This is a genomic window from Geodermatophilus siccatus, from assembly GCF_900103785.1.
GTDB lineage: Bacteria > Actinomycetota > Actinomycetes > Mycobacteriales > Geodermatophilaceae > Geodermatophilus > Geodermatophilus siccatus.
This window is the reverse complement of sequence record NZ_FNHE01000007.1, coordinates 170907-184953: the sequence shown is the minus strand read 5'-3', so window position 1 is coordinate 184953 and position 14047 is coordinate 170907. Positions and strand designations below refer to the sequence as shown.

13 protein-coding genes are annotated in these 14047 nt (G+C 75.7%); 10 read left to right on the top strand and 3 right to left on the bottom strand.

The genetic code is table 11. The annotated features are described in order from the left end of the window. Positions 1–5 precede the first annotated feature (5 nt). The gene (locus BLS21_RS14610) at positions 6–839 is read right to left on the bottom strand and encodes a slipin family protein (RefSeq protein WP_245700425.1); all 834 of its coding nucleotides are present in this window, start codon (positions 837–839) and stop codon (positions 6–8) included. 276 nt (positions 840–1115) lie between these two features. Here BLS21_RS14610 and BLS21_RS14605 point away from each other — a divergent pair, with 276 nt between their 5' ends. The 9 genes from BLS21_RS14605 to BLS21_RS14565 all read left to right on the top strand — a co-directional run bounded on the left by BLS21_RS14605 (position 1116) and on the right by BLS21_RS14565 (position 10437). Continuing rightward, positions 1116–1811 carry a helix-turn-helix transcriptional regulator gene (locus BLS21_RS14605; RefSeq protein ID WP_091219650.1) on the top strand — a complete coding sequence of 232 codons (696 nt, stop codon included), beginning with the start codon at positions 1116–1118 and terminating at the stop codon, positions 1809–1811. A 60-nt stretch (positions 1812–1871) separates the two neighbouring features. Beyond that, positions 1872–2300 (top strand): DoxX family membrane protein, encoded by a 429-nt coding sequence (locus BLS21_RS14600; protein ID WP_091219647.1) that lies wholly within the window; start codon positions 1872–1874, stop codon positions 2298–2300. Beyond that, entirely contained in the window at positions 2297–2926 is a 630-nt protein-coding gene (folE, locus tag BLS21_RS14595) for a GTP cyclohydrolase I FolE (protein WP_245700424.1), read from the top strand. The genes BLS21_RS14600 and folE overlap by 4 nt, the downstream gene beginning before the upstream one ends. Positions 2927–2949: 23 nt before the next feature. Further along, a complete protein-coding gene (locus tag BLS21_RS14590; protein WP_091219645.1) occupies positions 2950–4179 on the top strand; it encodes an NAD(P)/FAD-dependent oxidoreductase in 1230 nt (409 codons plus the stop codon). A 95-nt stretch (positions 4180–4274) separates the two neighbouring features. Beyond that, positions 4275–5615: a type I glutamate--ammonia ligase gene (gene glnA / locus BLS21_RS14585; RefSeq protein WP_091219930.1), complete on the top strand. Its 1341-nt coding sequence runs from the start codon at positions 4275–4277 to the stop codon at positions 5613–5615. Between the two features lie 163 nt (positions 5616–5778). Next, positions 5779–6519 carry a type 1 glutamine amidotransferase gene (locus BLS21_RS14580; protein ID WP_091219642.1) on the top strand — a complete coding sequence of 247 codons (741 nt, stop codon included), beginning with the start codon at positions 5779–5781 and terminating at the stop codon, positions 6517–6519. Next, positions 6516–9650 carry a bifunctional [glutamine synthetase] adenylyltransferase/[glutamine synthetase]-adenylyl-L-tyrosine phosphorylase gene (locus BLS21_RS14575; RefSeq protein ID WP_091219639.1) on the top strand — a complete coding sequence of 1045 codons (3135 nt, stop codon included), beginning with the start codon at positions 6516–6518 and terminating at the stop codon, positions 9648–9650. The genes BLS21_RS14580 and BLS21_RS14575 overlap by 4 nt, the downstream gene beginning before the upstream one ends. Before the next feature lie 104 nt (positions 9651–9754). Beyond that, positions 9755–10054 carry a hypothetical protein gene (locus BLS21_RS14570; protein ID WP_091219636.1) on the top strand — a complete coding sequence of 100 codons (300 nt, stop codon included), beginning with the start codon at positions 9755–9757 and terminating at the stop codon, positions 10052–10054. A 62-nt stretch (positions 10055–10116) separates the two neighbouring features. Next, positions 10117–10437 carry a CDGSH iron-sulfur domain-containing protein gene (locus BLS21_RS14565; RefSeq protein WP_091219633.1) on the top strand — a complete coding sequence of 107 codons (321 nt, stop codon included), beginning with the start codon at positions 10117–10119 and terminating at the stop codon, positions 10435–10437. 4 nt (positions 10438–10441) lie between these two features. Here BLS21_RS14565 and BLS21_RS14560 read toward each other — a convergent pair whose 3' ends face one another. Together BLS21_RS14560 and BLS21_RS14555 are read right to left on the bottom strand one after the other, a co-directional pair. After that, positions 10442–11992: a methyl-accepting chemotaxis protein gene (locus BLS21_RS14560; RefSeq protein ID WP_091219630.1), complete on the bottom strand. Its 1551-nt coding sequence runs from the start codon at positions 11990–11992 to the stop codon at positions 10442–10444. A 67-nt stretch (positions 11993–12059) separates the two neighbouring features. After that, positions 12060–13070 carry an iron-containing redox enzyme family protein gene (locus BLS21_RS14555; RefSeq protein WP_091219627.1) on the bottom strand — a complete coding sequence of 337 codons (1011 nt, stop codon included), beginning with the start codon at positions 13068–13070 and terminating at the stop codon, positions 12060–12062. Positions 13071–13146: 76 nt separating this feature from the next. Between BLS21_RS14555 and BLS21_RS14550 the strand changes: the two genes are divergently transcribed. Further along, positions 13147–13995 carry an SDR family oxidoreductase gene (locus tag BLS21_RS14550; protein WP_091219625.1) on the top strand — a complete coding sequence of 283 codons (849 nt, stop codon included), beginning with the start codon at positions 13147–13149 and terminating at the stop codon, positions 13993–13995. Positions 13996–14047 lie beyond the last annotated feature (52 nt).

The window sequence follows — 14047 nt, the reverse complement described above, 5'->3', positions numbered from 1 at the left end:
CCTTCTCAGCCGGTGGTCACCGGCGGGACCGTCGTCCGGGGCACGGGCAGCCCGTCGGCCGGGGGCGCGGCGGCCGGCGGCGGGGGAGTGGCGTGCTCCAGGAAGCGCAGCAGCTCGACCGGGAACGGCAGGACGACCGTCGAGTTCTTCTCCGCGGCCACCTCGACCATCGTCTGCAGCAGGCGCAGCTGCAGCGCGGCGGGCTGGGCGGCCATCACCTGCGCGGCCTGCGCGAGCTTCTGCGAGGCCTGCAGCTCGCCCTCGGCGGTGATCACCCGTGACCGGCGCTCGCGCTCGGCCTCGGCCTGGCGGGACATCGACCGCTTCATCGACTCGGGCAGGGCGACGTCCTTGATGTCGACGCGGTCGATGTGGATGCCCCAGTCGACGGCGGGGCTGTCCATCATCAGCTCCAGCCCCTGGTTGAGCCGCTCGCGGTTGGACAACAGGTCGTCGAGCTCGCTCTTGCCGATGATCGAGCGCAGCGACGCCTGGGCCACCTGGCCGATGGCGGCCTGGTAGTTCTGCACGTCCACGACGACGCGGACCGGGTCGTACACCCGCCAGTACACGACGGCGTCGACCTTCACGGTGACGTTGTCGCGGGTGATCCCCTCCTGCGCCGGCACCGGCATGGTCACGATCTGCATGTTGACCTTGTGCATCCGGTCGATCCCCGGGGCGATCAGCGTCAGGCCGGGCGACCGCGCGTCGCCGAGCAGCCGGCCGAACCGGAGGACCACCCCGCGCTGGTACTGGGTCACCACCCGCACGCTCGCGCCCACGAGCACCAGCAGTCCGAGGACCACGACGACGACCAGTGCGAGAACGACGTCCATCTCGCCCTCCGCCAGCGGCGTCGCGGCCGGACGCGCCGGTCGTGCCCGTGGCCGCGCCGCCCTCGTGATGGCGCTCCCAGCGTAGATCGACTGCGGCCCCGCGGAGGTCCTCCGGCTCCTCCGGCGGCGCGGACCTCGGCACCGGTCGAGCAGCACCGGGGGAGGGACGTCCCTCCTCGAGGTGTGCGGTCCCGGTCCCACCCCTCGGGGCGGGACCGCCTGCACGCCCGGCTCGAGGAGTCTTCCACCGATGGCGGTCGGTCTTAGAATCCGGGCATGGAGGACCACGTCGCCGCGGTCGCGGCGCTGGCCGAGCCGACCCGTCGCCGGCTCTACGACCACGTCGTCCGGCAGCCGGGTCCGGTGAGCCGGGACGAGGCCGCGGCGGCGCTCGGCGTGCCGCGCGGCACGACGGCCTTCCACCTCGACCGACTGGTGGCCGACGGCCTGCTCGACGTGCACTACGAGCGGCGCACGGGTCGCACCGGGCCGGGCGCCGGCCGCCCGGCGAAGCTCTACCGGCGGGCGCAGCGCACGCTCGGGGTCTCCCTGCCGGAGCGCCGGTACGACCTGGCGGGGGAGCTCCTGGCCGGCGCGGTCGAGGAGGCGGACGCGTCGGGTGAGCCGCCGCGGGTGGTGCTGAGCCGGCGCGCCCGTGCGCGGGGCCGGGCGATGGCGGTGCCGGCGCCCGACGAGGCGACGCGCGCGCCCGCCCGGGACCGCGTGGTGGCGGCCCTGGAGGAGCACGGCTTCGAGCCCCGCCTCGACGGCGCCGCGGCCACCCTGGCCAACTGCCCGTTCCACGCGCTGGTGCAGGAGCACACCGACCTGGTCTGCGGCATGAACCTGCAGCTCCTCGAGGGCCTGCTGGAGGCGGTCCCCGGCACCGGCTGGGCCGCCCGCCTGGCACCGACCCCCGACCGCTGTTGCGTCCGGCTGGAGCCGGCGGTGTCCGGCGACGGCGGCCGTTGACACGGGAGTGACGCAGGTCTCTACTTCTAACCATCACTGGTTTTAGAAGAAGGGTCCGACATGACGATCCACCTCACCCGGCCCCGGGCCACCGCCGCCGACCCGGCCCACCAGGCGTTCCTGCTGCTGCGGACGGTGTTCACCGTCGCGCCGATCGCCTTCGGCCTGGACAAGTTCGCCAACCTGCTCACCGACTGGCCCGGCTACCTCGCGCCCTGGATCGACGACCTCCTGCCCGGCACCGCGCAGCAGGTGATGTACGCCGTGGGCGTCGTCGAGATCGCCGCCGGTGTCGTGGTCGCCGTCGCGCCCCGGTTCGGCGGCTGGCTGGTGGCCGCCTGGCTCGCCGGCATCATCGTCGACCTGCTGACCGTCCCCGGCTTCTACGACGTCGCGTTGCGCGACGTCGGGCTGCTCGTCGCCGCCGTCGCCCTGGCCCGGCTCGCGGTGCGCCACGCGCCGGGCCGCACCGCCGGGGACCGGTCGTGACCGCGGCCGGGCCGCTGGCGGCGGTGACGACCGAGGACCCTCTCCCCGCACTCCGCGTCGTGCGGGAGACCGGGACGGTGGACCTCCCCGCCGCCGAGGCGGCGGTGACCGCGCTGCTCCGGGCGCTGGGCCGGGACCCGGCGTCGCCGCACCTGGCCGAGACGCCGCGACGGGTGGCCCGCTCCTACGCCGAGCTGCTGACCGGCCGGCAGTTCGAGCTCACCACCTTCCCCAACGACGAGGGCTACGACGAGCTGGTCATCGCCCGGGACATCCCGCTGCAGTCCCTGTGCGAGCACCACCTGCTGCCCTTCTCGGGGGTCGCGCACATCGGCTACCTGCCCGGCGCGCGGATCCTCGGCCTGTCCAAGCTCGCCCGGGTGCTCGAGCTCTTCGCCCGCGATCTGCAGGTCCAGGAGCGGCTGACCCAGCAGGTGGCCGACTGGCTGCAGGAGCACCTGGCCCCGCGGGGGGTCGGGGTGGTCGTCGAGGCCGAACACCTGTGCATGTCGCTGCGGGGCGTCCGGGCTCCCGGGGCCCGCACCGTGACCTCCGCGCTGCACGGGGTGCTGCGCTCCGACGCGCGCTCCCGTGCCGAGTTCTTCGCACTCACCGGAACCACCTGACCCGCCCCGGGGAGGAGGACCCCGTGCCCATCCAGGACCCGTTCGTCGTCGTCGGCGCCGGGCTCGCCGGCGCCAAGGCCGCCGAGACGCTGCGGGAGGAGGGGTTCGACGGGCCGGTCGTGCTCGTCGGCGCCGAACCCGACCGGCCCTACGAGCGGCCGCCGCTGTCCAAGCAGTACCTGCTCGGCCGCGCTGACCGCGACAGCGCCTTCGTGCACGACGCGGGGTGGTACGCCGAGCACGACGTCGAGCTGCGCACCGGCGTCCGCGCCACCCGGCTGGACCCGGCCGCGCACCGGCTGACCCTGCACACGGGCGAGGAACTCGGCTACGCGCGGCTGCTGCTGGCCACCGGCGCCTCGCCCCGGCGGCTCCCGGTGCCCGGTGCCGACCTCGACGGCGTCCGGTACCTGCGCACGCTCGCCGACGCCGACCGGGTGCGGACCGACCTGGCCGGCGGGGGACGCCGGGTGGTGGTCGTCGGCGCCGGCTGGATCGGCCTCGAGGTGGCCGCCGCCGCGCGCTCCCACGGCAACACCGTCACGGTCGTCGAACCGCAGCCCACGCCGCTGCACGCGGTGCTGGGCGCGGAGATGGGCCGCGTGTTCGCGCGACTGCACCGGGACCACGGCGTCGAGCTGCTCACCGACACCGTCGTCCGGGAGATCCGCGGGTCCGGCGGGCGGGCGACCACGGTGGTCACCGACGGCCACGCCGGGCTGCCCGCCGACGTGGTGGTCGTCGGCGTGGGCGTGGTCCCCGACAGCCGGCTCGCGGCGGCCGCCGGGCTGGAGGTCGACAACGGAGTCGTCGTGGACGAGGCGCTGCGCTCCTCCGCGCCGGACGTCCACGCGGCCGGGGACGTCGCCGCGGCCTTCCACCCGCTCTACGGGCGCCACGTCCGGGTGGAGCACTGGGCCAACGCCCTGCACCAGGGCCCGGCGGCGGCACGGTCGATGCTGGGGCAGGAGGTGGTCTTCGACCGGGTGCCCTACTTCTTCACCGACCAGTACGAGCTGGGCATGGAGTACTCGGGGCTCGCCGGACCCGGTGACACGGTCGTCTGCCGCGGGAACCCGGACGACGGTGCGTTCATCGCCTTCTGGACTGCCGACGGCCGCGTGACCGCCGGCATGAACGTCGACGTCTGGGACGTCACCGCGCCCATCCAGCAGCTGATCCGGTCGCGGCGGCAGGTGCAGCCGGCCCGGCTCGCCGATCCCGACACACCGCTGGAGCTGCTGGCCGGGTAGGTCCCAGGCGCGCCATGGGTGTCGCCGGGCCGCCGAGGGGGCAGGCTGGGGACGACGTCACACCCTGGAAACGACTGGACGCGATCATGCCGAGCATGGACCGACAGCAGGAGTTCGTCCTGCGCACCCTGGAGGAACGCGACATCCGCTTCGTGCGGCTGTGGTTCACCGACGTCTCGGGCTACCTCAAGGCCGTGGCCGTGGCGCCGGCCGAGATCGAGGCCGCCTTCGCCGAGGGCATCGGCTTCGACGGCTCGGCGATCGAGGGCTTCGCCCGCGTCTACGAGTCCGACATGCTCGCCAAGCCCGACCCCGGCACCTTCCAGGTGATGCCGGCGGCCAAGGGGCAGGCCAGCGACACCGCCCGGATGTTCTGCGACCTCACGCTGCCCGACGGCTCGCCGTCCTGGGCCGACCCCCGGCACGTGCTGCGGCGGGCGCTGTCGAAGGCCGCGGACATGGGCTTCACCTTCTACACCCACCCCGAGGTCGAGTTCTTCCTGCTCAAGGACCTCCCGACCGACGGCAGCGCCCCCGAGCCGGCCGACACCGGCGGCTACTTCGACCTCTCCACGCACAACGTCGCCCACGACTTCCGCCGGGAGGCGGTCTTCGCGCTGGAGGCGATGGGCATCTCGGTGGAGTTCAGCCACCACGAGGTCGCGCCCGGCCAGCAGGAGATCGACCTGCGCTACGCCGACGCCCTGTCGATGGCCGACAACATCATGACGCTGCGGCACGTCGTCCGGGAGGTGGCGCTCGGCCAGGAGGTGCACGCCACGTTCATGCCCAAGCCGTTCACCGACCTGGCCGGCTCGGCGATGCACACCCACCTGTCGCTGTTCGAGGGCGACCGCAACGCCTTCCACGACCCGGCCGACCCGATGAAGCTGTCGACCACCGGAAAGCAGTTCATCGCCGGGCTGCTCACCCACGCCAAGGAGTACACCGCCGTCACCAACCAGACGGTGAACTCCTACCGGCGGCTGCTGGCCGGCACCGAGGCGCCGACCGCGGCCACCTGGGGCCGGGCCAACCGCTCGGCGCTGGTGCGGCTGCCCTCGTACAAGCCGAACAAGGGCCAGTCGGCGCGGGTGGAGGTCCGCTCGCCCGACTCCGCGTGCAACCCCTACCTGACCTTCGCGGTCCTGCTGGCCGCCGGGCTGCGCGGCATCGAGAAGGGCTACGAGCTGCCGCCGGAGGCCGAGGACGACGTCTGGTCGCTCACCGACACCGAGCGCCGCGCCGCCGGCTACGAGGACCTCCCGGTGTCCCTCGGTGAGGCCCTCACCGCGATGCAGGGCAGCGAGCTGGTCGCCGAGACCCTCGGTGAGCACGTGTTCGAGTTCTTCCTGCGCAACAAGTGGGCCGAGTTCAACGCCTACCGGCAGAACGTGACCCCGTGGGAGCTCAAGCGGTACCTGCCCGGCCTGTGAAGGAGGACCACCCTTCCCCCCTCGCCCCGTGGGAGGACCCCGTGCTGCCCACCCCTCGCACGCTCGGGGCGGGGCCCGGGACAGGGCCGGCGGGACCCTGGAGGGTGGCCACTCCGGCGGTTTCCGCGGAAGTGGCCGGAGGGACGCCAACTACGCTCGGCGCGTGGCCCGCCTGCTCGTCGTCGTCCCCTCCGAGACCGATCCGCCGGCCCGGCTCGGCGCCTGGCTGGCGCAGGCCGGGCTGGAGGTCGACGAGCGCCGGCTCGGCGCCGGCGACGACCTCCCGGAGACCCTCGACGGGTTCGACGGGCTGCTCGTCCTCGGCGGCCCGCAGTCGGCGATGGACGACGAGCGGACCAGCCCCGAGCTGGTCGGCGTCCGCCGCCTGCTGGCCGAGGCGCTGGCCGGTGACGTCCCGACCCTCGCCGTGTGCCTGGGCGCCCAGCTGCTCGCCGAGGTCGGCGGCGGCCGCGTGCGGAAGGGGGTCGACGGCCCGGAGGTCGGCGCCACCCTCGTCGCCAAGCGGGACGCCGCCGACGCCGACCCCCTGTTCCGGCCCCTGCCGCTCAGCCCGGACGTGATCCAGTTCCACCACGACGAGATCGCCGAGCTGCCGCGCGGGGCCACCCTGCTGGCCAGCAACCCGTTCTACGCCCACCAGGCCTTCCGGGTGGGCCGGCACGTCTACGGCCTGCAGTTCCACATCGAGACGACCCCCGAGATGGTCGCGCAGTGGGCCGAGCAGGACACCGTCGGCGTCGCCGCCAGCGGGCTGGACCGCGAGACGATCTGCGTCCGCGCCGCCGCGGTGCACCCGGACCTGGAGGAGGCGTGGGCGCCGTTCGCCGGCCGCTTCGCCGACCTCGTCCGCAGCCGCGCCACGGCCGGGGCGGGGACGGCGTGACCGCCAGCAGCGCACCGGAGATCCCGCGCCGGGCCGTCGTCCGGCTGGTGCGCTTCGGCTTCCTCGACGGCGAGCGGGCCGCCCGCCTGCTGTCCGAGCCGGAGATGGGGCTGTGGGACCTCGAGCGCAACGAGCCCGCCGACCCCGAGGCCGGCCCGGTCGTCTCCGCGCTGGCCCGCACCGGCGACCCCGACCTCGCCGTCCGCTCGCTGCGCCGGCTGATCGAGTCGCTGGACCGGGCCGACCCCACCGGCGGTTCGGCCGCCGCCCTGCTGGCCCGGCTGCGCGGCTCGGCGCTGCTGCGCGCCCGGTTGCTGAGCGTGCTGGGCGCCAGCTCGGGCCTGGCCGACCACCTGGCCGCCCACCCCGGTGACTGGACCGTCCTCGACGGGGACGGCGACGGCGCGTCCAGGGGACCGACCCGGCCCACGCCCCAGGCACTGGAGCGGCAGATGCTCGTCGCGGTCGGCGCCGACCCCGACGACCCGCCGTGGGGCGTGCGGCTGGGGAAGGCCGCGCCCGACGCGAGCCCGCAGCGGGTCGCCGACCTGCGGCTGGCCTACCGGCGGGCGGTGCTCTCCGTCGCCGGCCGCGACCTGGGCGAGGGCCTGGCCGCCGAGGACGTCGCCGCCGAGCTCGCCGACATCGCCGCCGCGGTGCTCACCGCCGGGCTGGCCGTCGCCGTCGCCGAGCAGCCCGCCGACGCCGCCGCCTGCCGGCTGGCGGTCATCGCGCTGGGCAAGACCGGTGGCCGGGAGCTCAACTACGTCAGCGACGTCGACGTGGTCTTCGTGGCCGAGCCGGTCGGCCCCTCGGGGCAGGCGGGCGAGGAGGTCGACGCCGGCCCGGCCGTGAAGAGCGCGACCCGCGTCGCCGCGGCGCTCATGCGGATCTGCCGCGAGGCGGCCTGGGAGGTCGACGCCGCGCTGCGGCCCGAGGGCAAGGCCGGCGCGCTGGTGCGCACGCTGGCCAACCACGCGGCCTACTACCGCAGCTGGGCCAGCACGTGGGAGTTCCAGGCGCTGCTGAAGATGCGCCCGGTCGCCGGCGACCCCGACCTCGGCCGGGCCTACGTCGAGGAGCTGTTCCCGCTGGTCTGGAAGGCGGGGGAGCGCCCCGGCTTCGTCGCCGAGGTGCAGGCGATGCGCCGCCGGGTGCTGGACAACATCCCGCCGGCGCAGGCCGAGCGCGAGCTCAAGCTGGGCCGCGGCGGGCTGCGCGACGTCGAGTTCGCTGTCCAGCTGCTGCAGCTGGTGCACGGGCGGGCCGACGTGCGGCTGCGGGTCGGCGGCACGCTGCCGGCACTGCACGCGCTGCGCGCCGGCGGCTACGTCGGCCGCGACGACGCCGACACCCTCATCGCCTCCTACCGGTTCCTGCGCACCGTCGAGCACCGGCTGCAGCTGCTCCGGCTGCGCCGCACCCACCTGCTGCCCACCGACGAGCAGCAGCTGCGCTGGCTGGCCCGGTCGCTGGGGTACAAGCCCGACCACCGCGGGGACGCCGTCGCCGTCCTGGACGCCGAGCTGTCGCTGCACACCCGCGAGGTGCGCCGGCTGCACGAGAAGCTCTTCTACCGGCCGCTGCTCTCGGCCGTGGCCAAGGTGCCGCCGGAGGCCGCGCAGCTGGGGTCGAAGGCGGCCGGCGACTGGCTGCGCGCACTGGGCTTCGCCGACCCCGACGGCGCGCTGCGGCACATGGCCGCCCTCACCGGCGGGGTGTCGCGGTCGGCGTCGATGCAGAAGTACCTGCTGCCCGTGGTGCTGCAGACCCTCGCCGACTGCGCCGACCCCGACGCCGGGCTGCTGGCCTACCGCAAGGTCAGCGAGGAGCTCGGCGGCAACCAGTGGTACCTGCGGCTGCTGCGCGACGAGGGCCAGGTCGCCGAGCGGCTGGCCGCGCTGCTGGGCTCGAGCCAGTACGTCGCCTCGCTGCTCACCCGCACCCCCGAGGCGCTGCGGATCCTCGCCGCCGACGACGAGCTGCGCCCGCGCACCGCCGCCGCGCTCGCCGCGGCCTGGCGGCAGGCGGCCGGGCGGGCCGCGGACCCGACCGACGGCATCCGGGTGGTGCGTGGACTGCGCCGTTCCGAGCTGCTGAGGGTCGCCGCCGCGGACCTGCTGGGCCTGCTCGACGTCGAGCAGGTCGGCCGGGCGCTGACCGACATCGCCGTCGCCACGCTGCAGGTCGGCCTGGACGTCGCGATCCGGGCGCACGCCGCCGGGACCGGCACCGCACCCGGCGACCTCCCGACCGACATCGCCGTCATCGGCATGGGCCGGCTCGGCGGCGGGGAGATGGGCTACGGCTCGGACGCCGACGTGCTGTTCGTCCACCGGCCGCGCGCAGGCGCGGAGGAGGGCCGGGCCACGGCGGCGGCCAACGCCGTCGCGCACACCCTGCGCCGGCTGCTGGGTGAGCCGGCCCCCGACCCGGCCTTCGAGGTCGACGCCGACCTGCGCCCGGAGGGCCGGCAGGGCGCGCTGGTGCGCAGCCTGGACTCCTACCGCGAGTACTACGACCGCTGGATGTCGGTGTGGGAGGTGCAGGCGCTGCTGAGGGCCGAGCCCCTCGCCGGTGACGAGGCCCTCGGTGCGGCCTTCGTCGAGCTCGTCGACCCGATCCGCTACCCGGCCGACGGGATGACGGCCGAGCAGGTCGCCGAGATCCGCCGGATCAAGGCCCGGGTCGAGCGGGAGCGGCTGCCGCGCGGCGCGGACCCGACCACGCACACCAAGCTGGGCCGCGGCGGGCTCGCCGACGTCGAGTGGGCCGTCCAGCTGCTGCAGCTGCAGCACGCCGGCGAGCACCCCGGGCTCCGGGTGACCTCGACGGTGGGGGCGCTGACCGCGCTGCGCGAAGCAGGTCTGCTCGGCAGCGAGCACGCCGAGGCGCTGCAGCGGGCGTGGGAGCTGGCCACCCGGGCGCGCAACGCGGTCTTCCTCGTGCGCGGCCGGCCCAGCGACCAGCTGCCCCGGCCGGGTGTGGAGCTGGCCGGCGTCGCCCGGGCGAGCGGGTACGGCCCGGACGCCGACCCGGGCCAGTTCCTCGACGACTACCGGCGGGCCACCCGGCAGGCCCGCAGCGTCGTCGAGCAGGTCTTCTACGGGCAGCCCGCCTCCGGGGCCTGAGGTCCACCGCGGCGCGGGCGTCCCCGCGGTGGGCGGGGGGCTGGAAGCACGGCCCGGACAGGGGGACCATCGGGGCAGGGCCCACCGTCCGGGAGGAGAGCGCGATGTCGGACCCCGTCCACCGCTCACCGGAGCGCTCGTCGGCTGCGGACACCATGTCGGTGGCCGAGAAGCTGGCCGCCGAGTGGGAGGCGCGCCACGACGTGGCCGCCCGCGGTCGGCGGGTCGACCCCGCCGCGGCGCTCCAGCACTACCTGAGCCACTGCCGGTGCGAGGAGGAGCTGCACCACCGCGACCACCCGCACCCGCGGCGCACGGCCCGGGAGCGCAGCGCGGCGGAGCAGTTCGCAGCGGAGCACCCGCTGCTGGCGTCGTGGGTGCGCTGGGGCGAGGACCGGCCCTGACCGGGTAGCCCCCGGAGGGTGACGCGCGTGTGCGCGGGGTCCGGCCGGGGCAGGGGAGGGGCGTGTCGCAGCCCCGCCCCGTCAGCCCCGACGACCCCGCCCCGACGTCGGAGCGCGGCGCCACCATCACGCCCTACCGGGACGGCCCGCTGATCGTCCGCGGGGACTTCCGCCTGCTCGACCAGGACGGCAACGAGATCGACCCGGGCCGCGAGACGATCGCGCTGTGCCGGTGCGGGAAGTCCGGCATCAAGCCGTTCTGCGACGGCTCGCACAAGCGCGCCGGGTTCTCCGCCCCGAGCGCGCCCAGCCGCCCGCGGCCGGCCGCCCGCATCCTGCGCGAGGCCCGGGGGGACGACGACCCGGGCACCGACACGGCCTAGCGGCTCAGCGTCCCTCGAACGTCCGGGCCATCCGCTCCTGCGCCTCGAGCGCAGCGCCGATCCGGGCCTGGACGGCGTCGAGCTGACCGATCACCTCGCTGGTCGCGTGGATGCCCGCCGACACCGACCCGGTGCTGGTCTGGATGCCGGTGATCTGGGAGGAGACCCGCTGCGTGGCCGCGGCCGTCTCCCGCGCGAGGTCCTTGACCTCCCCGGCGACGACGGCGAAGCCGCGGCCCAGCTCCCCGGCACGGGCGGCCTCGATCGTGGCGTTGAGCGCCAGCAGGTTGGTCTGGTCGGCGATCGAGGAGATGATCCGGATGACGTCGCTGACGGAGGCCGACGCCCGGCTCAGCGCCTCCACCTCGGTGGTCATGGCCGAGGCCCGGGCGACGGCGTCCTCGGCCACCCGGCCGGCGTCCGCGGCCGCCTCCCGGAGCTGGGCCACGGTGTCGAGCAGGGCCCGCGCGTTCTCGGCGTCCAGCTCGGTGCGCCGCAGCACCTCGATGCGCTGGGAGACCAGCTGCTGGACGTTGCGCAGCGCCGAGGCGCGGGACTCGGACAGGTCCACGGTGTCGGTGACGAAGAAGTCCATCGTCCCCGTGACGCGCCCGTCGACCTCGATGGGGAAGCACACGCCGGAGCGGACGCCGGCCCGCTGGGCGGCCGGTGCGCGGACGCAGTCGGGGACGTCGGCGAGGTCGCGGACGAAGACCAGGTCGCGGGCCCGCCAGGCGCGCCCGGAGAGCCCGACGCCCTCGGCGAAGCTCGCGGCGACGGTGACCCGCCGGAACTCCTCGCCGGCCGAGCCGGACTCGACGCCGAAGCGCAGCACGCGCTCCTCCTCGTCGAGCTCCCAGTAGGAGCCGTAGGCCCAGCCGAACGCGGCGCGGACCGTGTCGAGGGCCGTCCGCACCGCCGCGCGCGCGTCCTGCGCCTGCCCGAGGCCCTTGGCCACCTCGGCGACGGCCATGCGGTCGTCGACGGCCTCGCGCAGGGCGACCGTGGCGACGGCACCCTGCCGGGCGTGCGCGGCGACCCGGCTCAGCGACGTCCACTTCTGGCCCCGGGCGCCCAGGAACGGCAGGGGGAAGTCGGCGTAGAACTCCTGCAGCGCGACCAGCCGGTCGCCGGAGAGCACCGGCAGCCACGCTCCCTGAGGGGTGCCGAGGGCCGCGGCGGCGTCCCGGCGCCGCGCGGCGTCGGGCCCGCCGTCGGCGCTGGCGACGGCCACCCGTGTCACGGTCGCCCGCTGCACCAGGGCCGACGTCGCGGGCAGCACCGCGCCGCTGCGCGGGTCGCGTGCCAGCTTCCCGGCCAGCCGGCCGAACTCGCCGTCGAGGCGGAACCCGCCGGAGGGCTCGGGCAGCCAGACCGCGGCGTAGGGCAGCTCCAGCGCCTCGCCGAGGGCCCGCACGACGCGCCGGTGGGCGTCGGCCTCGCCGGTCACGCCGGCGTCGAGGGCCTCGAGCACGTGCTCGAGGGCCTCGCTGTCCCGGGGCGGCGGCCCCGTCGGTGCGGCGACCTCCGGTGTGCGGGTGCTGCGGATCCTCATCGGCGTCCTCTCCTGGGCTCCGGCTCTGTCATCGGCAGCCGGACCGCAGAGTCCACCCGGAGCGGCTTCAGGCGGCGAGGGGCCGCTCCCGGCGCAGGGCCGACCGGCCGGCCTCCCAGGCGCCGAGCAGGTGACGGGCCGCCAGGCCGTCCATCGCCAGCGAGCACGCCGCCCCGAACAGGACGTCGGCGGTGAGCGCGGGCTCCTCGGCCACCAGGGAGCCGCACATGTCGACCGAGGCGATCTGCTCGTGCACGGCGTCGGCCTCGACGTGCTCGTCGTAGAAGACCGTCGTCGTCCCGTCGTAGCCCAGCCGGCGCAGTCCTGCCGCGTAACGGCGCGAGGGCTCGGAGGAGGTCATCTCCACGCAGGCCAGGTGCCCGAGTGCCGCGCCCCGCCAGCGCCGGTGCAGGCCGAACAGCGACATCGTGTTGACCGAGGCGAACGCGGCAGCCGGGGCGTCGTCCCACAGCGCGCCGTAGCCGGCGTCCAGACCGAGGTCGCGCATCATGCCGGCGAACAGCCGGCTGTGCATGCGCTCGGCCGACCCGCCGCCGTACTCGTCGGCCTGGATCTCCACCATCGCCGCCTTCGCCCGCCCCGAGAGCCGGGGGACGGCGAAGGTGTGCGGGTCGGCCTCCTTGAGGTGGTACACCGAGCGCAGGGTGAGGTACTCGCGCCACTGCTCCAGCGAGCCGCTGCGCGACATGTACGACGACAGCGAGGGGCCGTCGTCGGCCGCGATGAGGGCGGTGAGCTGCCGGTCGACCGGCTCGTCGGTGACCTCGAGCTCGCCGACCAGCGCGCGCAGCGCCGCGGTGTGCGCCCGCTCCAGGTGGGCGCGCAGCCGCAGCAGCTCCGGGTCCCACTCCCAGGTCTCGGCGACGCCGTCGAAGCCGCGGTAGTGCAGCTCGTAGCAGATCGCGAGGGCGAGCTGGAGGTCCTCGTCGAGGAGGGGGTCGGCCGCGGTGGCCGCGGACCGCTCGGCGAGCTCGACGGTCGCGGCGGCGAGCTCGCCGCTGGTCAGGTCGGTGCAGAGGGCGGAGGTCAGGGGGCCCCCTGGCTCGGGCAGGCGCATGGGGCGACCATGCCCACGGTCGGGGCATCCGAAGCACGGCAGGGGTGTGGTGTCCGTCCACGGGTAGGGGGGCTCCATGGAGTCCACTGCCAGGGGCCGCGTCGTCCTCGTCACCGGCGGCAGCGCCGGCATCGGCCGCAGCACCGTCACCCGACTGGCCCGCGAGGGCGCGCACGTGGTGACCTGCGCGCGCGGCGGCGAGCGGCTGGAGCAGGCCGTCGGCGGGCTGCCCGGGGTGAGCACGGTCGTGGCCGACGTCGCCGACGCCGGGGGCCGCGACCGGCTGCTCGACCGCGTCCTCGACGAGCACGGGCGGCTCGACGCCGTCGTCCTCAACGCCGGGCTCGGCTGGGCGGGGCTGGTCGAGGACATGCCCGGGGACGCCGTCGAGCGGCTGATCGGGCTGAACCTGACCGGCGTCGTGGAGCTCACCCGGATCGCCCTGCCGCACCTGCTGAGCGCCGCGGCGCAGCGCGGCCGGGCCGACGTCGTCACCGTCGCCTCGGTGGCGGCGTGGTCGCAGGTGCCACCGCTGACCGTCTACTCGGCGACCAAGGCCGGGGTGCAGGGCTTCGTCAAGGGGCTGCGGCGGGAGGTGACCGCCCGGGGCGTGCGGGTGCACACGGTCAACCCCGGGCCGGTGCGGACCGAGTGGCTGGCCCGCGGGCACGGCTCCCCGCCGGTGTCGGACGACGACGCCCGGGGCCGGCTCTCCCGCGGGATCCGCCCCGACCGGGTCGCCGACCAGATCGCCGGCTGCCTGACCTCGCCGTGGTCGCGCACGGTCGCCGTCCCGCGGTGGATGGGGTTGGCCCGGCTCGGGGAGGTGCCGCCGGTGAACCGGGTGCTGGACCTGGTGCTCTCCCGCCAGGCCGACCGGATCCGCCGGGTGGCCGCCCGGACCGTGGAGCGGCGCACCGGCTGACCGGGCCGCGACCTCGACGAGGGCTGCGACCGGGGACGGCGGATCGCTCGTC